The organism is Mucilaginibacter sp. 22184 (assembly GCF_052045695.1).
In the GTDB taxonomy this organism is placed as follows: domain Bacteria; phylum Bacteroidota; class Bacteroidia; order Sphingobacteriales; family Sphingobacteriaceae; genus Mucilaginibacter.
On sequence record NZ_JBQEPI010000009.1, the window covers coordinates 34,028 to 53,868 of the forward strand.

The 19,841-nt window shown below is 41.7% G+C and carries 18 protein-coding genes; 7 read left to right on the forward strand and 11 right to left on the reverse strand.

Annotated elements, in window-relative coordinates:
- The first annotated feature begins 41 nt into the window (after positions 1-41).
- The 6 genes from ACTJKG_RS20020 to ACTJKG_RS20045 all read left to right on the forward strand — a co-directional run bounded on the left by ACTJKG_RS20020 (position 42) and on the right by ACTJKG_RS20045 (position 6,253).
- A complete protein-coding gene (locus tag ACTJKG_RS20020; RefSeq protein WP_440740237.1) occupies positions 42-1,013 on the forward strand; it encodes a stage II sporulation protein M in 972 nt (323 codons plus the stop codon).
- Entirely contained in the window at positions 997-1,899 is a 903-nt protein-coding gene (locus tag ACTJKG_RS20025; protein ID WP_172337471.1) for a hypothetical protein, read from the forward strand. The genes ACTJKG_RS20020 and ACTJKG_RS20025 overlap by 17 nt, the downstream gene beginning before the upstream one ends.
- 2 nt (positions 1,900-1,901) lie before the next feature.
- A complete protein-coding gene (locus ACTJKG_RS20030) occupies positions 1,902-2,654 on the forward strand; it encodes a DUF4129 domain-containing protein (RefSeq protein WP_440740238.1) in 753 nt (250 codons plus the stop codon).
- Positions 2,651-3,835, forward strand: coding sequence for a DUF4350 domain-containing protein (locus tag ACTJKG_RS20035; RefSeq protein ID WP_440740239.1), 1,185 nt, complete (start codon positions 2,651-2,653; stop codon positions 3,833-3,835). The genes ACTJKG_RS20030 and ACTJKG_RS20035 overlap by 4 nt, the downstream gene beginning before the upstream one ends.
- Entirely contained in the window at positions 3,825-4,802 is a 978-nt protein-coding gene (locus ACTJKG_RS20040; protein WP_172337474.1) for an AAA family ATPase, read from the forward strand. Before ACTJKG_RS20035 ends, ACTJKG_RS20040 begins: the two co-directional genes overlap by 11 nt.
- Positions 4,803-4,906: 104 nt before the next feature.
- A complete protein-coding gene (locus ACTJKG_RS20045) occupies positions 4,907-6,253 on the forward strand; it encodes a DUF58 domain-containing protein (protein ID WP_440740240.1) in 1,347 nt (448 codons plus the stop codon).
- 330 nt (positions 6,254-6,583) lie between these two features.
- On the opposite strand, the gene ACTJKG_RS20050 is transcribed toward ACTJKG_RS20045, so the two are convergent.
- The 10 genes from ACTJKG_RS20050 to ACTJKG_RS20095 form a co-directional block, all read right to left on the reverse strand.
- On the reverse strand, positions 6,584-7,372 hold the full coding sequence (locus ACTJKG_RS20050) for a mechanosensitive ion channel family protein (RefSeq protein WP_440740241.1): 789 nt from the start codon (positions 7,370-7,372) through the stop codon (positions 6,584-6,586).
- 362 nt (positions 7,373-7,734) lie between these two features.
- Positions 7,735-9,369, reverse strand: coding sequence for a chaperonin GroEL (gene groL, locus ACTJKG_RS20055; protein ID WP_172337477.1), 1,635 nt, complete (start codon positions 9,367-9,369; stop codon positions 7,735-7,737).
- Between the two features lie 148 nt (positions 9,370-9,517).
- Positions 9,518-9,793, reverse strand: a complete 276-nt coding sequence (groES, locus tag ACTJKG_RS20060) for a co-chaperone GroES (protein WP_076375713.1) — start codon at positions 9,791-9,793, stop codon at positions 9,518-9,520.
- Positions 9,794-10,008: 215 nt separating this feature from the next.
- On the reverse strand, positions 10,009-10,626 hold the full coding sequence (locus ACTJKG_RS20065) for a DUF7010 family protein (RefSeq protein ID WP_440740242.1): 618 nt from the start codon (positions 10,624-10,626) through the stop codon (positions 10,009-10,011).
- Between the two features lie 147 nt (positions 10,627-10,773).
- The gene (gene secG / locus ACTJKG_RS20070; protein WP_172337479.1) at positions 10,774-11,142 is read right to left on the reverse strand and encodes a preprotein translocase subunit SecG; all 369 of its coding nucleotides are present in this window, start codon (positions 11,140-11,142) and stop codon (positions 10,774-10,776) included.
- A gap of 9 nt (positions 11,143-11,151) precedes the next feature.
- Positions 11,152-12,537: a hypothetical protein gene (locus tag ACTJKG_RS20075; RefSeq protein WP_440740243.1), complete on the reverse strand. Its 1,386-nt coding sequence runs from the start codon at positions 12,535-12,537 to the stop codon at positions 11,152-11,154.
- Between the two features lie 21 nt (positions 12,538-12,558).
- Positions 12,559-13,083 carry an LptE family protein gene (locus ACTJKG_RS20080; protein WP_172337481.1) on the reverse strand — a complete coding sequence of 175 codons (525 nt, stop codon included), beginning with the start codon at positions 13,081-13,083 and terminating at the stop codon, positions 12,559-12,561.
- 5 nt (positions 13,084-13,088) lie between these two features.
- Positions 13,089-14,342 (reverse strand): sigma-54 interaction domain-containing protein, encoded by a 1,254-nt coding sequence (locus tag ACTJKG_RS20085; protein ID WP_440740244.1) that lies wholly within the window; start codon positions 14,340-14,342, stop codon positions 13,089-13,091.
- Positions 14,343-14,534: 192 nt separating this feature from the next.
- Positions 14,535-14,900 carry a four helix bundle protein gene (locus ACTJKG_RS20090; RefSeq protein ID WP_440740245.1) on the reverse strand — a complete coding sequence of 122 codons (366 nt, stop codon included), beginning with the start codon at positions 14,898-14,900 and terminating at the stop codon, positions 14,535-14,537.
- Positions 14,901-14,948: 48 nt separating this feature from the next.
- Complete coding sequence (locus ACTJKG_RS20095) at positions 14,949-16,445, reverse strand: MiaB/RimO family radical SAM methylthiotransferase (RefSeq protein WP_440740246.1); 1,497 nt, start codon at positions 16,443-16,445, stop codon at positions 14,949-14,951.
- A 691-nt stretch (positions 16,446-17,136) separates the two neighbouring features.
- On the opposite strand from ACTJKG_RS20095, the gene ACTJKG_RS20100 reads away from it, so the two are divergent.
- The gene (locus ACTJKG_RS20100) at positions 17,137-18,939 is read left to right on the forward strand and encodes a hypothetical protein (RefSeq protein ID WP_440740247.1); all 1,803 of its coding nucleotides are present in this window, start codon (positions 17,137-17,139) and stop codon (positions 18,937-18,939) included.
- Positions 18,940-19,340: 401 nt separating this feature from the next.
- Here the strand turns inward: ACTJKG_RS20100 and ACTJKG_RS20105 are convergent, their stop codons facing one another.
- A complete protein-coding gene (locus ACTJKG_RS20105) occupies positions 19,341-19,835 on the reverse strand; it encodes a YcxB family protein (RefSeq protein ID WP_440740248.1) in 495 nt (164 codons plus the stop codon).
- Positions 19,836-19,841: the final 6 nt, after the last annotated feature.

Here is a 19,841-nt window from a genome sequence, read left to right on the forward strand (position 1 = left end):
TTTGTAATTATTTTAACCAAATAATTTTTATACGGCAATTCATGCGGGAACCTCTTTTTGTTAAGCAAAATTCTCAGAAATGGGCCAGCTTTGAGCAGGAACCAACCAATGATCCAGACGAGCTTGCCGATAGGTTTATCCAGATAACCGATGATCTGGCTTATGCCAAGACATTTTATCCCAAATCAAAAACTACCGCGTACCTGAACGGGCTTGCCGCCGGTTTGCATCAATCCATTTACAAAAATAAAAGCGAAAAGAGCAACCGGTTCCTCACCTTCTGGAAGTATGAACTACCTTTATTGTTTAAAACCTATCAAAAGCAATTGCTTTACGCTTTCCTTTTCTTTATGGTTTTTTGTTTGATAGGCGCACTATCGGCTAAATATGATGAAAATTTTGTACGCCTGATCCTGGGCGACCAGTACGTGGACATGACCAATGCCAACATTATGAAAGGCGACCCTTTTGGTGTGTACAAGAACGGCAGCGAAACTTTGATGTTTTTAGGTATAGCAGCCAATAACATTTACGTATCCCTGGTAACTTTTGTGAGTGGTATTATATTCACCGTTGGTACGGTTTATTATCTTTTTCGTAATGGCATTATGCTGGGTTCATTCCAGTATTATTTTTTCAGCAAAGGGTTGGGTGTAAAATCAATCCTGGTGATATGGATACATGGCACGTTGGAGATCTCGGCCATTATTATAGCAGGCGCTGCCGGCATTATCCTGGGGAACAGCCTATTGTTCCCAAAAACTTATAAGCGTATGGTATCCTTAAAAAGAGGTGCTAAAGATGGCATGAAAGTGGCCATTGGCATTATCCCCATATTAATTGTAGCGGCGTTTTTTGAAGGTTTTGTAACCCGCCACACCGAAATACCGATGTGGCTTAGTATTACTATATTAGCATCATCATTATTGTTCATTATTTGGTATGTGATCATATACCCCAATAAAATTTATAAAGCAACCCAAACCTATACCCATCATGCAACCCAAAGTTGAGTTAGCCAAGATCCGCGATTTTGGCGAAATTATAAGCGATACCTTTTTATTTATCAGGCAAAATATTAAACCGTTGCTGAAATACTTTTTTACCTTTTGCGGTATTTTTGTAGCAGGCGGTATTGTATGCGCGGCGCTGTACCAGTTAAAATGGGCCGGTACAATGAACAGTCTGCGTGCAGGCGCTTTTAACACCAATCAATACAAGCCGTCGCCATTCAGTTTTTTTGGACCCGAGTATTTTTTACTCATCCTTTTTGGAATACTGAGCTTTACTGCTTTAACGGTTACCTTTTTAAGCTACATAGCCCTGTACAAAGAAAAAGGCAAGCAGGTGCCCACCACCGAAGAGATGTGGGGTTATATTAAATATTACTTTCTGCGGGTACTGGGCAGCTCGATACTGCTGCATATATTACTCATTTTCGCATCGTTGCTTTGCGGCGTACCAGGGATTTATCTTTCCCCTATTTTTGCTTTGATATTTCCGATCATGGTGATAGAGAACGCCAGCTTTGGCTATGCCTTTAGCAGGAGTTTCTTTCTGATCAAGGATAACTGGTGGGTAACCTTTGGTGCATTGGTGGTGATATGGATAATTTTTTACGTGGCTATAGTAGTAATCACCATACCTACAACTATTATTAACATGATAAGCCTGATCACCGCTCCGCAAAAAGGTGGCGCTGCGTTTTCGGCTCCTGCTGCCATTATTGGGGCGGCTTTGCAACAGCTTTGCCAGGTATTTGGCGTTTTGCCTGTAACCGCATTAGCACTTTGCTATTTTAACTTAACCGAAAGCAAAGATGGCACCAGCTTAATGGATAAGATAAACAAACTGGGTACTACCACACCCAATACCGATTTACCGGCCGAAGAATATTGATCATGCTGCGCCTGTTGTGTACTATCTTTTTTGTACTACTTGTTTACGCGGGCAACGGGGCGGTTCCGGCTGTTAAACCTGTTAAACAACCACTTGTGCTTAAAACCGACACGGCAAAGATAACCTTGCGCCGTTTAGACACTGCCACTATTGCAGTTCACAGCAAACAGCCTGAGTTTCAGTACCGGGATGATACCGATACAACACCTTCCTGGTGGGACCGTTTCTGGCGCTGGTTCTGGAGTTTGTTTAAACCTATAAAGCTGGGCCAGCATGGTATGAGCCCTTTCCTGAGGATATTATCATATGTTTTGCAATACCTGCTTCTGGCCGCGGGTTTGGCTGCTATAGTATTTCTGGTGCTTAAGCTTATGGGCATTGACATGCTCAACATTTTCCGGCGCAAGCCCACATCAGCCAACTTACCTTTTACCGAATCGTTGGAGAATATTCATGATATTAACTTTGATGACGAAATTGAAAAGGCCGTAGCTCAGCATAATTACCGCCTGGCCGTACGCTTGCTTTATTTAAAATGTTTAAAACAGCTTAGCGATGCCGATTTGATCAAATGGCAAATTGATAAAACCAACAGCGCCTATATTGACGAACTGACCAACGCCCATCAGCGCCAGCTTTTCAGTTCATTGACCTTACAGTTTGAATATGTTTGGTACGGCGAATTTGCCATCGATGGGCAAACTTTCAAAAACATCAATACCATATTCCAGGATTTTAACAAAGGCATAGCATGAAAGATTTTAAGATCTATATCACTATAGCCAGCCTGGCATTGATAGGTTACGTGGTGGCACAGTACAACAAACCCAAACCGGTTAACTGGCAATCAACCCTGTATTATAAGGATGAGATTCCCTTCGGCACTTATTTATTATATGACCGGCTAAAAGACATTTATCCTAATGCCGAATTAACCAGAACCAATAAATCAGTCTATAATGCTTTTCACGGCGATAGCTTGCAACAGGGAAACTATATTATCATAGCCAAAAACATCACTCTTAATAAATTTGATTTTGAGGCAATGGTGAAATATATCAAAGCCGGTAACTCGGTGTTTATGTCGGCTTTTGAGTGGCGCGGCTTTATTACGGATACTTTGAAAATGGAGAGTCGGGCAGAATATGCCACAAAAAATGTATCTATCAACTTTACCAACCCACAGTTAAAGGCAACCAATAACTATGTATTTAAGCGGGACATTGCAAACCAATATTTTTCGGAGCTCGACACCGCCAAAGCTATGGTAATAGGCAAAAACTATGCAGATCATGCTACTTTTTTAAGCTATAAATTTGGCAAGGGTACATTGTACCTGTGTGCAACTCCCGATGTTTTTACCAACTACAGCCTGTTAACCCCACAGGGAGCCGATTACGTATCCAAAGCCTTATCATACCTGCCCCGGGCCCAACATGTTTACTGGGACCAGTATCAAAACGGAGACATCCCCGAAGATATATCGCCATTGCGGGTATTTTTCGCCAACCCGGCTTTGCAATGGGCCTATTACCTAAGCCTGGGCAGTATACTCCTGTTTGTTTTTTATGAGATGAAACGCCGCCAGCGTGTAATCCCGGTGATTGAGCCTTTGCCCAATTCCACACTTGATTTTGTAACTGTTGTGGGTCAGGTATATTATGAAAAACGCAATAACGCCAACATTGCCCATAAAAAAGTTATTTATCTGCTTGATCATATCAGGGAGCGTTACCGTTTAAAAACCAGTAAGCTCAATCAGGAGTTTATCGACATCTTGTCGCAAAAAACGGGTATCGATGGTGGTTTTGCCAACTCGCTCATCAGCGCGGTAAATTTCATCAGTACGCAGCAGCAGGTAACCGATAGGGAATTGATTGAATTGAATAAATTAATAGAGAAATTTTACAGCCAAACCGGATATAATGGAAAATGAGAATTTTGAAAACAGAACCGATCTGAGCAAACTCAGTACCGCGGTTAATCAAATTAAATATACACTTGCGCAGATCATTGTAGGGCAACAGGATTCCATCGACCTGCTTATCGCAGGTATCCTGGCCGATGGGCACATCCTGATAGAGGGAGTTCCTGGCGTGGCCAAAACCCTTACCGCTAAACTGATCTCCAAAGCTATTGACGCCCGCTATTCACGCATCCAGTTTACACCCGACCTCATGCCCTCGGATATATTGGGCACATCTGTATTTAACCCTAAGAATGCGGAGTTTGAATTTAAACAGGGCCCTGTTTTTGGCAACATCATCCTGATAGATGAAATTAACCGCGCCCCGGCCAAAACCCAATCGGCTTTGTTTGAGGTGATGGAAGAGCGTCAGGTAACTATCGACGGGCATACCTATAAAATGCAGGAACCTTTCACCGTTCTGGCCACACAAAACCCGGTGGAGCAGGAAGGTACCTATCGTTTACCCGAAGCCCAGCTCGACAGGTTTTTATTTAAAGTAGAAATCAAATACCCAACGCTGGAAGAAGAGATAGCCATCATTACCCGTCAGCATCAGCAAAAAACTACCGACCAGCTAAGTCATATACAGCCGGTTTTATCGGGTGCGGATATTATTGCCCTTCGGCAGCAGGTACGGTCGTTCCATGTAGAAGCCAAACTATTGGAGTTTGTTGCTAAGATCATTCACGAAACCCGTAACCATAAATCATTATTCCTGGGTGGTTCGCCACGTGCGTCGCTGGCCATAATCAATGCCGCTAAAGCCGTTGCTGCTATCAAGGGCCGCGATTTTATTACACCAGATGATATTATTTACGTAGCCGCACCGGTATTAAGGCACCGTATTATGCTTACGCCGGATAAGGAAATGGAAGGTGTGAGCCCGGATGATGTGGTAGCGCAGATCATACAAAAATTGGAAATACCGAGATAGAAGTTAGTATCAAGTAGCTAGTATCAAGTATCACGACTGCTTCATTTACCCATGTAGTCAAAAATCTTGATACTAGCTACTTGATACTTAATCAACAGCTTATAGTGAAAAAATTCATCAGCCTCTTTTATAGAAACCTATTTTTAACAAACCGCCTGTTTGCAGCTTTAACCTGCAGTGTGGTGTTGTTTTTATTTTCGTTCTTTTTTCCGTGGCTGGGCTTTATTCCAACCCTGGCATTTGGGGTGCTGGTGATATTATTTTTGATAGATGTATTACTGCTATACCGTATAGCAAACGGGGTATTTGCCAAACGCCATGCGCCCGAACGCCTGAGTAACAGCGATAATAACGATCTGGGTGTATATATCGAAAACTGGTACAGTTTCTCTGTCAGTGTTGGTATTATTGACGAGATCCCTTTCCAGTTTCAAAAGCGTGATATCTGGTTTAAAACCAGTCTGAAACCGCATGAAAAAAAACTCATCAATTATGTATTAAGACCAACACGCCGGGGCGAATATGAATTTGGCGATATCCGGGTGTACGTTAAATCGCCTTTAGGCTTTATCAGGCGGCGTTATAATTTTGAGCAGGCAGAAACCTTACCGGTATACCCGTCCTTTCTGCAGATGCGCAAATATGAGCTGATGGCCATATCCAACCGACTTACCGATATCGGCATCAAAAAAATTCGCCGTATTGGGCACAGCATGGAGTTTGAGCAGGTAAAAAATTATGTTCAGGGTGATGATTATCGCACCATTAACTGGAAAGCCACCGCAAGACAAGGCAATCTGATGGTAAACTCCTATACCGACGAAAAATCGCAGCATATATACTGTGTTATTGATAAATCAAGGGCCATGAAAATGCCTTTTGAGGGACTGAGCCTGCTGGATTATGCCATCAACGCCAGCCTGGTATTATCAAACGTGGCGCTATTGAAAGAAGATAAAGCCGGGCTGATCACCGTATCTGAAAAACTGGGAGCGGTAATACCTGCCGAAAGGCGTCCTGCCCACCTGAACAAAATACTCGAAGCTTTATACAAAGAGAAAACTCGCTACCTGGAAACCAATATGGAGTTGCTGTTTGCCACTGTACGCAGGGTGATCAAACAACGTAGCCTGGTAGTATTTTTTACTAATTATGAGAGCCTGAATGCATTAAACAGGCAGTTACCCTTTTTAAAAAGAATAGCCAAATACCACCTGCTATTGGTGGTGTTTTTTGAAAATACCGAGCTGAAAAAATTGAGCGAGCAACCCGCTGCCGATGTAGAAGGCATTTACATTAAAACCATAGCCGAAAAGTTTGCCTACGATAAAAAGCTCATCGTAAAAGAGCTAGCCAAACACGGCATCCAATCTATCCTGAGCGCACCTCAAAATTTGACCATTAATACCATTAACCGGTATCTGGAAATTAAGGCTAAGCAAAAGATTTAAGGGTGGAAGAGAAGCAAGAGATTAGAGTCAAGACTATAATACTGTTCTATACATTTCTTCAAGTTTGTCATCCTGAGCGACAGCGAAGGATCTATTAACGAACTATGCATATTGTAAAATAGATTCTTCGCTGTCGCTCAGAATGACAAACGTATTTAATTACTATATAACCATCGTCTAAAAACAAATGTCATCTCGAACGAGGTACGAGGAGAGATCTTTTACGCCAAGATATGTTAGGCGCAGAAGATTTCTCCCTCCGGTCGAAATGACATCAATGAGTACCTAAAAAAATTTCCTGATTCTTATCTCTTGATTCTCTTCCCCATCCTATCCTGCTTTCGGGAACGATACTCCAGCCGCACCCAGATCTTTGATGATCTTTTCCTGAAGGGCCATTTTGGCTGTTAAAAAATTATCCGGCTGAACCCATACATTGATCACATATCTGATGGAATCTATCTCCAGGCTATTAATACCAACCCTTGAGGCTGGTGTTTTCAACAAACCAGAGCTTGTACTTATGGCGTTCTCAATAATCCCTCTTACTTTCTCCACATCATTGGCATAGCCCACTTTTACTTCAAAATCCAGGCGGCGTTTCCCTTCGCGGGTTACGTTGATAATAACCTCGTTAAACAGCTTACCATTAGGAATGATGACCGTTTTATTATCGGCAGTAAGTAAAACCGTGTAGAACATTTGTATGGAAGTTACCTTGCCATCCTGCCCCTGAGCCTGTATGCTGTCATTAAATTCAAACGGCTTCAATAGCAATATCAATACGCCGCCGGCAAAGTTTTGAAATGTGCCCGACAGTGCCAAACCTGCCGCTACACTGAACGCACCGATAATGGTGGTAAAAATGGTCATTTCCCAGCCAATAATATTCATTACCCAGATTACCAGCAGCACATAAAGCGCGGTAATGGTAAGGCTCAGAAAAAAGGGCTGTAAAGATGAATGGATACCTCTTCTGATCATCCGGTTGCGCATACGCGTACGGATAATCTTGATAACCCAAAGACCAATAAAAAATATGATGACCCCGCCTACGTAATTTGGCCCGCGGGTGATTAGCCAATGATGAAATTGCTGATAAAATTCTTCTACTTTCATAACTGAAAGCAAAGGTAAAAATTTATTATTTACCGTAAATAGTTACAAACAGCTCAGGGCCTTTGATCAGCACCCAATCTACTATGGCACTGCGCACTAATTTTGATGTTTGAACTATTTTTTTCATGATACTTGTAATACGCAAATCTTATGCCCGGAGTATTGAGTTTCAGATTTGTTACGCAAAAATACGGAACGATAATATAGAAAATACACTAAATTAATCAAATGATTAACTCGTGACTATCCGTTTACTTTTTCATGACCCAAAATGCTTCTAAAAACAAAATCCCCGTCTGGAAAACCAGACAGGGATTTGTATTGTGTATATTTTTTAAACACCCCTTCAGGGGGCTGGCGGCTTACATCATGCCGCCCATGCCGCCGCCACCCATTGGTGGACCACCAGCTGGAGCATCTTCAGGATCATCAGCCAATACAACTTCTGTTGTTAACAACATAGCTGCGATTGAAGCTGCGTTCTCTAAAGCTACACGGCTTACTTTAGTTGGGTCGATAACACCAGCACCAATTAAGTTTTCATATTTATCGGTACGTGCGTTGTAACCAAAGTCGGCAGTGCCTTCTTTAACTTTTTGCACAACGATTGAACCTTCGATACCAGCGTTTTCGCAGATCTGACGTAAAGGCTCTTCGATAGCGCGACGGATGATCTGGATACCAGTGTTCTCGTCTTCGTTCTCGCCTTTAAGATCAGCTAAAGCACCTACCGCACGGATGAAGGCAACCCCACCACCGGCAACAATACCTTCTTCAACAGCTGCACGGGTTGCATGTAAAGCATCATCAACACGGTCTTTTTTCTCTTTCATTTCTACTTCTGTAGCAGCACCTACGTACAATACGGCAACACCACCAGATAATTTGGCTAAACGCTCCTGTAATTTTTCGCGGTCATAATCAGATGTAGTTGACTCGATCTGAGATTTGATCTGGCTTACACGGCCTTTGATCTCTTCGGCAGAACCAGCACCGTTGATAACGGTAGTATTATCTTTGTCGATAATTACTTTCTCGGCAGTACCTAAGTAAGAAAGATCAGCGTTCTCTAATTTGAAACCTCTTTCTTCAGAAATTAAAGTACCACCAGTAAGGATAGCGATATCCTCTAACATCGCTTTACGACGATCGCCAAAGCCTGGAGCTTTAACAGCAGCCACTTTCAATGAACCACGAATCTTGTTAACTACCAAAGTAGCTAAAGCTTCGCCGTCAAGATCCTCTGCAATGATCAATAATGGTTTACCGGTTTGAACTTGTTTTTCCAGGATAGGAAGTAATTCTTTCATCGAAGAGATCTTTTTATCATAGATCAGGATGTAAGGATTTTCCAGTTCAACTTCCATTTTGTCAGCATTGGTAACAAAGTAAGGAGAAAGGTAACCACGGTCAAACTGCATACCTTCTACAGTTTTAACTTCGGTTTCGGTACCTTTTGCTTCCTCAACAGTAATTACACCGTCTTTACCAACTTTAGCCATTGCTTCGGCAATTAACGAACCGATAACCTCGTCGTTATTTGCAGAGATAGCAGCAACTTGTTTGATTTTGTTATTGTCTTCGCCAACAGTTTGTGATTGGCTTTGCAGGTTTTTAACAACTTCTGCAACAGCTTTGTCGATACCGCGTTTCAGATCCATTGGGTTAGCGCCGGCTGCAACGTTTTTAATACCTGCAGTAACGATAGCCTGAGCTAAAACGGTAGCGGTAGTAGTACCATCACCAGCGATATCAGCAGTTTTTGAAGCTACTTCTTTCACCATTTGGGCACCCATGTTTTCTAAAGCATCTTTCAGTTCAATCTCTTTAGCTACAGTTACACCATCCTTAGTGATAGCTGGTGAACCGAATTTTTTATCAATAATTACGTTACGACCTTTTGGACCTAATGTTACTTTAACCGCGTTGGCTAAAATATCAACACCGCGTTTCAGGGCGTCGCGTGCTTCAACATTGTATTTAACTTGTTTTGCCATTTTTGTTTAGTTATTGAATTATTGAGTTAGTAAATTAGTGATTAAAGCTTCACTACCTAATAATTAATTTTTGATTTTAATTTAAATTGGGGTGTTTTGATGATCGGTAAAAAACATTCACTAAATCACTGATTCACCCATTCCCTAATTAAAGTACCGCGTAAATATCAGATTCACGCATGATCAGATACTCTTTACCTTCATAAGTAATTTCGGTACCTGCATATTTTCCATATAAAACCTGGTCACCAACTTTTACGGTTAAAGGCTCATCTACTTTACCATCGCCAACTGCAACGATAGTTCCACGCTGAGGTTTTTCTTTAGCGGTATCCGGGATAATAATTCCCGAAGCGGTCTTCTCTTCGGCAGCTGCAGCTTCCACCACAACCCTGTCGCCGATTGGTTTAATGTTTAATGACATAGTTATATCTGTTTATTTTATTTAAGTTTTCGACTCCAATTCCTCATCAATTATGCCAAGCAAATACAATGGCCAATATTGACAGGTTAAACTGTTGTAATGTCAGCTAAAGGTTATTTTATTTTTGGTGCTTAACAATCTTTTAATATCCCCGTGCCATCATGTCAGTTACTTGTTTCTGTAAAACAGCGTTATTTACAAGCAATAACTAAATCTTAGCCACCTGGCTGATAGCTTTGCGTGCTGCTGTTTAATAGCAATTGGTTTCCTCTTCTTATTAATGTTATGCCATAGGCCGAGGTAGCCAGAGCGCACCAGGCGCCTACCATGCCGGTAACTTCATACGCAGGAAACCCTTTATTGGTCAGGATAATTCCCAGAATAGCACCCAGCGAAATAAAGCCGCCCATAAGATAATAAGCCTTGCGCTGCATTATTTTTCCTAACGGAAAAAAATGTAAGCCCACAATAAGCGCGAAACAGGAGATAAAATAATTGCCATGGCCCGTGTTATTCAACACATTTACCACAACAAATATCGCTACTCCCTCCACTATAAAAATAATATTGAACCATTTACTTTTAGACTTGTCTTCGGCCGAAACAGTAACCGTTTCGCCTTTAATTTTTTTAGATGCTGTATAAAATTTCCTATAGGCGATCAGGAAAAACCCGATCACTATAATAAACAGCAGACCTATACTCCAATAATCCCGTCCACGTAGCGCAAACTCGCTAATTACTGTCCAAACTAATGTAAATGCTATCATCAAAAACAGTCCTCCAAGGACATCTTCAAACCCCTTTTTCGGGTTAGTTACAGAACTCGTCATTATTATGCTGTTAAAAATTACTGGGGGAACTAAATTAATAATATCCTTTACTATCGGCAATAAAGTCTCTGGTTTTTCTAAGGCTATATTCACAAAAAAGGCTTTGGACATGTCCAAAGCCTTTTTTTATTTTTTTGACCGCTATAGTTATTTAGCAGGTTTTGCATCTGGCTTAGCCGGTGCAGGTGTTGGTGTTGAAGGTAAGCTCAACGGTGCACTTGCTGGCGCTGATGGTTTTGAAGCTTTTTCAATTTGCTCACGCGATACAGAACCACTGTTGCCTGTTGAAGCACCACCTTTTACAGCTACGTTAATAGCCAATGATAACACCATTAAACTAATGGCCAGCACCCAGGTACCTTTTTCTAAAAAGTCGCCGGTTTTTTGTACACCCATCAATTGTGATGAGCTGGAGAAATTTGATGATAAACCACCACCTTTAGGGTTTTGGATAAGCACAATAAGGCCTAAAAGGATGCAAACGATAATGGCAATGATAATTAAAACTAAATACATTTCTTTATATTAATTGGTTTTCTTTTCTAACTGTTCAATTTGGGTGGCAAAGTAACGGCTTTTTTCCGGGAATTTCAACATCAATTTTTTATAAGTAGCTATTGCTTTGTGGTAAAGCATTTGGTCGGCGTAAATCTGGGCAAGTGTTTCGCTTACCAGGTCATTCCGGTCCTCGGAGCTCTTTTTGGCTTTGTTCTCATTGTCCAGTTTATCCATGGCGGGTGGCCGTATCTGCGGCTCCTCCTGTATAAAGCGGTCAATGATCACATCTTCTTTCCGTTTAATCTCGGGCACATCCGGCTGAGGTGTTTTTTCCAATTCCTCTAATGACCGTACATGGAAAATATTTTCAACGTACTGCTGCTGTAAAGCATCTGCAGCAGGTTCATTGTTATTGCCTTGCTGTACGCGGGTTGCCTTTACCGGTTCAGGACTTGAGTACGGCTGATAAGTAGCAGCATATTCCTTACGGGTTTTATCCAGCCACCACATAAAGGTATAAGGCATTTTCTCATCATCATACCTGGATACATCCTTACTTTTCGTATCGGCGTGAGTTACTGTTTCGGCCACAGGTGAAGTCACTTCTTTTTTTGCCTCTTCATGATGCCTTTGGTCAGCAACCGATTTATCAAACATAAAGTAATCGCTGCCGGCTATACTGCCTATCACCCAATCTTCAGATATCGCATCAGGTTCGGTCTCCGTGTCCTTTGTTTTTTCATTGGCAACAGGCTCTTCCTGTACTTTCTCCTGTTTAGGAAGGTGAATATGCTCAATACCTAATATCTCATCATAAACCTCGTCTTCAATACCATCGTGAGGGTGCGCAACAACAGGTTTAGCCGGTTCATCAATACCCCTTATTTCATCATACACCTCATCATCTATATCATGCTGAGCAGGCGGAACAGAAGCTACAGGCTCAGTTACTACAGATTGTGTTTCCGAGTGATCTTCATCAGTTTCGGCGGGCAGCCTGTTCTTATTCACAAACTGATCCTCGGCATGCAGTTCTGCAGCGAGGTGTTCATTGGTTATGGTATGTTCAGATACCTGTCCAATATTAAAATAATTTTCGCCGGCAAAGTTTTCACCGTTTTGATGGCTGACCAAATTTGCAGAACTCCCGGCAATTTGTGCTGGTGATACTACAGCCAGACTGTCGGCCTCATGAATGAGTTTGTATAAAAATTGCGGATCAAAATAAGCGGCAGCCTGTTTCAGATCGGTGCCGTTACCTGCACGGGCAAGTACAGCACGCAGTAAGCCGCTCTGCGGAAATTCATTAACCAGTTGCTGCAAATTATAGCTATGCTGCTGCCCGATATTAGCCGGATTAGCCAACAATTCCAATAATATTCCGTTCTGCCTGTTATTCAAGTCTTGATCCACGTGGTTGAAAGTACGAATTGCCTACCAATTAGAAAAGGCTTTGTTAAAAATATCTTCTGTTATCTTATCCGTTATCGTTTTTATCAGGCTTTGCTCCTGCGCTCCTATATCCCCTTTATAATCCTGATAATTGGTAAAATCCTGTTCAAAGCTAATCTTTTTCTCGGCAGGAGTCTTTGCACTGTTAAAAACAAATTTAACCTTTACGGTAATCGTCAGCCTGTTCGCATCGGCAATAGGGGCTACGTTATTGGCTACCGCCTGGATAGAAACCGGCGCAATGGTATACCCTATAATACTGCCCGATAAGGTAGCATCCGCGTCGGCATTACGGGAAAGACTTAGACTACTTTGGTTACGTATCCGGGTCTTTAAATTCTCGGTAAAAGTTTGGCTCAGGTTGGCTACCACCAGGGGCGAGTTATTTTCAAAAAACTGCACGTCAAGGGTTTTCATACCCGGAGGGATAGAAGCATTTCTGAGTGTATAGCAAGATGACAACAGCAAGCTTAGCGAACAAACAACGACCCCAAAAAACTTTTTCATTTAGCTTATAAATTTAATTCTTTTATTTTCCGGTAAAGGGTACGTTCTGATATACCCAGTTCATTAGCAGCCAGCTTGCGTTTGCCCTTATGTTTCTTTAACGCTTTACGTATCAGGTCCGATTCTTTTTCTATCAGTGATAACGATTCTTCCACCTCTTCGGCATCATGCGTTATATTATAGGCATCAACGTTATTATTATTGCTGTTATTATTTACCGTATTAACGGGTTGTTGCAAAGTAAATTGCGCTTCGGGGTTTCCGGGCAGCTCAATATCGCGGTACAACTGATTGATAGTTTGCGAATGATTACTGTAGTTGGCGGCTACTCCCCCATGTTCAATAATATCGGCTACCAGTTTTTTTAGTTCTACCATATCGCGCTTCATATCAAACAGCACTTTATACAGGATATCCCTTTCAGAAAAATCCTCTTTAGGCTGATTGTCCAAACGCATGGGCAAATTGCGGTTGCTGGTTTCGTGCGGAATGTAAGTAAGCAGTGTTTGCGCGGTGATGATACGGTCGCGCTCCAATACGGCCAGTTGTTCGGCCATATTTTTAAGCTGCCTTACGTTACCCGGCCATGAGTAATTTATCAATATCTGTTGCGCCTCATCGTCCAGTTGGATGGGTGGTGTACGGTATTTATCGGTAAAGTCTGACGTAAATTTCCGGAAAAGCAGGTAAACATCTTCCTTCCGGTCGCGCAGTGGTGGTATGCGCAGCGGAACAGTATTTAACCTGTAATAAAGATCTTCCCTGAATTTGCCATTCTTTACAGCATCGTACACATCAACATTAGTAGCGGCTATAACACGCACGTTTGTTTTTTCGACTTTAGACGAGCCTACCTTGATGTATTGACCCGATTCCAGCACGCGCAACAAACGCGCCTGTGTGCCTAAAGGCATTTCGGCAATCTCATCCAAAAAGATGGTACCGCCGTTCACCGTTTCAAAATAACCTTTACGCTCACCAACAGCACCGGTATAGGCGCCTTTTTCGTGACCGAACAATTCCGAATCAATAGTACCCTCTGGTATAGCGCCGCAGTTCACCGCTATAAACGGCCCGTGCTTACGCGGACTCATCTGGTGTATGATGTGCGAAAACACCTCCTTACCACTCCCGCTTTCGCCGGTTATCAATACCGAAATATCTGTTGGCGATACCTGGTTAGCAATATTTATAGCCCGGTTAAGCAATGGCGAATTGCCAATGATACCAAAGCGTTGTTTTATTTCTTGTACTTCCATAAAGAGATTCAAGAATCAGGACATCAAGAACCAAGACAAAAGTTTCAGCATTGAATCCTAATTCGGTTTTAATCATTACTTTTCAAAATATATTCTCTAAAATTGAATATCATCTTTTGAATTTCAATAGATTCAAGAATCAGGACATCAACAACCAAGACAAAAGTTTCAGCATTGAATCCTAATTCGGTTTTAATCATTACTTTTCAAAATATATTCTCTAAAATTGAATATCATCTTTTGAATTTCAATAACTAATTCTAAGCATTCTTTTAATTTTTCCTCAGAACCATAAGCTCTGCGTTCACATATCAATAATTGCGTTTCTACTTCAAACGCCGATGAAAGCGATGTAGTTAAAAACTCGGCAAAGTGAACCTTTGTTCTCTTTCCAGATCCTTCAGCTATATTTGAAGGGATCGAACACGAGCATCTGTTAAGTTGATCAATGAGGTTAAAGCGTTCATCGATTGGTAATCCCTTGCAAAATTCATAAGTTAAATCGGTTAGATCCATTGACCTTTGCCAAATTTTCAAACTTTTAAAATTGTGCTTCACCAATCTCTAAGCTTCCTTTCTTGTCTCTTGATTCTTGACTTCCTGCCTCTATTCTACCACTTTCCCTATCAATGTAGCAGATGTTGTTTTTTCAATCAGCACGTTCACGTATTCGCCTGGTTTATAATTGTCGCCTACCGGGAAAATCACCATGGCGTTCTGATCGCTGCGGCCGCAATAGTCTTTGTCTGATTTTTTGGAGTATCCTTCTATCAGCACTTTTTCTACCTTGCCAATACGTGCTTGCATCCGGTAAAAAGAATACTCCTGCTGCTTGGCCACAATCTGCGCCAGGCGTTTTTGTTTTATTTCCTCGGGGATGTCATCAGCATAACGTTTCGCGGCCAAAGTGCCCGGGCGTTCGCTATACTTAAACATGTAGGCAAAATCATATTTTACGTAATCCATCATGGTTACGGTGTCGTGATGCTCCTCATCGGTTTCCGAACAAAAACCGGTGATCACATCGGTTGATACCGCGCAATCCGGAATAATACGGCGGATAGCATCGATACGGTTGATATACCATTCCCTGTCGTAAGTACGGTTCATCATTTCCAGTATACGGCTATTGCCCGATTGTACCGGCAGATGTATATAGTTGCAAATGTTTTCGTACTGGTTGATGGTGTACAATACATCATCGGTGATATCCTTAGGATGCGAGGTCGAAAAACGTACCCGCAGATCAGGATTGATCAAGGCTACCAGTTCCAATAGGTTAGCGAAATTGGTAGTTTCGGACTCACCTAAATCCTCTCCAAAGGAGAGGACTTCCTCCGCATTCGGCTCATCAGAACCCTCTCCTTTGGAGAGGGCAGGCTGAGGCTGTTTCCATTTATACGAATCCACATTCTGCCCCAGCAAGGTAACCTCGCGGTAACCTTTATTAAACAGATCGGTACACTCAGCCACAATTGATTTTGGATCTCGGCTGCGTTCACGACCGCGGGTAAATGGTACCACACAAAACGAACACATATTATCGCAGCCACGCATAATAGATACAAAGGCATTGATACCATTGCTGTTTAAACGTACAGGACTGATATCGGCATAAGTTTCCTCGCGCGACAGCAGTACGTTCACCGCTTTCTGGCCGCTATCTACCTGGTCAATCAGTTCGGGCAGGTTGCGGTATGCATCCGGACCAACCACTACATCAACCAGTTTTTCTTCTTCTAAAAATTTCGATTTCAGGCGTTCGGCCATACAGCCCAGCACACCTACCACCAGGCCGGGATTTTTTACTTTGGCAACCGTAAACTCTTTTAGCCGGTTGCGTACCCTTTGCTCCGCGTTTTCGCGGATGGAGCAGGTATTTATAAAAATAACATCGGCAAGGTTATGATCGGCTGTGGTTTCAAAACCCTGCTCGGCTAAAATTGATGCAACTATCTCACTGTCCGAAAAATTCATGGCACAGCCGTAGCTTTCAATATAAAGCTTACGGCCATTGTTTTTACCGGCCGCAGGTTCTAAAACCAGGGCTTCGCCCTGCCTGCTTTCGTCATGTGTTTTATCCGGAATTACCAAATCCATCATGTATTGTAAAAATTAGTTTGCAAAAATACATAAAATTTAAATACCCAAATGACATATTGGCAGCATTTGTATTAATTATTCAATTAGTGATTTAGTGAATTACTGATTTTTTTTAATAACTATTTAATCTTCCCAAGTTGTGGGCAGGCCTCTTCCCCTTCATCCGCCTGCGGCAGAAAGAGGAAAAAAGCTTTGTCATGCTGAACGGAGTGAAGCATCTATTATAGAACTTTTCAATCGCAGAATAGATCCTTCGTTCCTCAGGATGACGAAAACTAAAAAGAAAAAACTCCCTCTTTCCGCCGCAGGCGAAGAGAGGGATGTCGAGCGCAGCGATGACAGGGCGAGTCGGTTCATCAGCTTGTTTAAAATTGTCCTACCACATTTTCACCTCCAAAACAATAACCCTACCTCGTCACCGTTTATGCCATAACCTGTTAACTGCCGCGTTATCTTACGGCATCAATCCCTGCATTTTTATAAAAGGACATCGAATGATATAATGCCATTTGTTATGTTTTATAAAAAAATCAAAATAAGGTATTAATACGGTGTGTTTTACCGTATAAGTTTAATAAATTTAAGGCTGAAGTATGTCCAGAAGCTATTGATTAAAGCGGAAGTTAAAACCAAAAGCTGGCAAAAGCAGTTGATCTAAAATAATAAAACCCTAAGAGATAGAAACCGGTAAATGAAATTTAAATTTTTAAAGCACAAGTGGCAAAAAATAGTATTTAAGTTTGTGCTGATACCGGTAATCATTATTTTTCTGCTGGCCCTGGTGGTTAACCGGTATTGGTCGCCTATTTTGGCCAACAAGGTTCATGATGTGGTATTAAGCAGCAGCGATAGCCTGTACCGTATTGATTTTACCGATGCCCGCTTACATGTGCTGGAGGGGAAATTAACACTTTACAATATTACGCTCACCCCGGATACCGCGGTTTACAATCAAAAGAAAAAACAGCACCTGGCGCCAAACAACCTGGTTGAGCTCCGGGTAAAACGACTTGTTTTACAGCATGTGCATCCTTTTACTTTGTATTTTAGTCATAAACTAAATATTGGGCGGGTAATATTAAACGAGCCCGAAGTAAATATCAGTTATCAGCTTAATCATACTAAGGATACGGTTTTAAAAGATCATCGCACGGCGTGGCAAAAGATCTCCAAAAGCTTAAAATCTATCCACATCGGGCAGATACTGCTCAATGATGTAAAGTTTAAATACCATGATTACTCGGGCAATAAAGTAGCTATTTCCGAACTGAAGGAAATGAACCTGACGGCAAATGACCTGTTGATTGATTCGGCCACGCAAACAGACCGTTCCCGCCTGCTTTATTGTAAGGATGTAATAACCGAACTGAATAACTATACCGGTAAAACAGCAAGTGGCTTGTATACCTACAAGATCAAATACCTCAAGCTTTCCACACTCAAATCGCAGTTAAATGTAGAAGGGCTAAGTCTTTCACCAGCCAAAACAGATCTGTTTTTTAGCAAAAGTCACAGCGACCGCTTTGGGGTGAATATCGACAGCCTGCAGCTTAATAATTTTGATTTTTTAAGCTATCATAAATACCGGCGGGTAACGGCCTCAAACCTGCTGTTGAACCGGGGCAGCATCCGGGTATTCAACAACCCCAATAAAACAAAGGATGAAACGGTTGATAAGGTAAAAACCTTTCCTAATGTAATGATACACCAGATAGGTACCGATCTGAACATTGATACTCTGCGCGTGCACCATATTAATGTGGAGTACTCCGAGTTTAATCATAAATCAAACAAAACGGGTACAGTTACCTTTAATAATACCAGTGGTCATTTTTATAATATCACCACCAACAAGGCTACGTTGGCCAAAAACAATATTACTATGGTTAACCTTACCACTTATTTCATGAACCGGGGTAAGCTGGATGTACAATTTGCTTTCAATCTAACTGATAAAGATGCGGCCTTTACGTATAAAGGCACCCTGGGCTCTATGAGCCTGCAAACAATTAATCCCGCGGTTATGCCACTGGCTATGGTGAAGGCTACCTCAGGAACCATTAAAGAGTTAAGCTTTGATATACAGGCCAATGCCAATGTATTTAAAGGGTATGTTGGTTTTTTATATAATAACCTGAAGGTAAACATATTCCAGGCCGATACCGCAAATGACCGGTTGAAAAAGCGTTCGGTATTGTCGATGTTTGCCAACCTGTTCGTGATCAAACATGACAACCCGGATAAGGCTGGCGAAACACCCCGTTCGGCCAATGTGGTTTACCTGCGCCCTAAAGATTCGCCTTTTTTTAAAACGATGTGGAAAACCCTGCTCGAAGGTATAAAACCCTGCGTTGGTGTTGATGCCAAAAAACAACAGGAAACCAAAGCCCGACTGGAGGAGCATCAAAAGAACAAACGCGAACACAAGGCCCGAAAAGAAGCCCGAAAAAAACGCAGAGCCGAAAAAAAGCGGCAGAAAGAATTGAATAAGTAAGAAACGTTACCATGAAAAACCCGGAGATGTCATGCTGAAGCCCGTCGAAGCATGGCGGGCAAGCCTCTTCGACGGGCTTCAGCATGACAGGCCAACTTGTTTGTTTATGTATTCTGCTTAAATTTTCGTATCTTTATATGAATCACAGCCCGGTTATCTTTCACCAGATAACCGGGCTGTTTTGTTAAGGGTAGAACAAGGTCAACAACCGACCATTTTACGTGTAGTTATTTGACAATCAATAATTTAATACTTTTTAAATTTAAAAAAACGCATTAAAAAGACCTCAAAATTTGTTAAAAAGTGTTAAAATGAGGGGTTTTGAACAAATTTCCGGCCGTTTTTACGCCGTTTCTGAACGAAAATTTATTAAAATTTAAGGTTTAAAAAGTTTTTGGGGATCAGTTATAGGAAAATTTAATGCCTTTTTCTTTTACCATTTCTTTAAAACCGGCAGCAGCCTCGCGCGACTCAAAACCATCTTTTGGCAGGTAGTAAAAAGTCCGGTTCTGGTTAAACAGCATGAAGTACTTTTCGCGCTCCATTAGCGTACCTACATACTCCCAGCTACAAACATGGGTAAATGAATTGCCGGATAATTCAATTTTATCGGGATTAAGCTTATAGTGTACCGTTTCTTTAAGATAAGGTGTTCTTTGCGTTTGTATTTTACAAGCCCTGTACATTGCCCAGATACTAAAAATATACAATGCGGCAAAAATGCCAATTAGCCAAAGCTCCTCGTCCCAGGAAACCGGCGGCTCCATAAGAATGGTGATTTGTACAAGCACAAACGGAATCAGAAGTATAAGGGCACGCTTTTTCAAATATATACGTAAACAGATGGCATAATAAGTTTTTAGGTCTATCGAGCTCGTAACTTTAATATCTTCCATAGCATT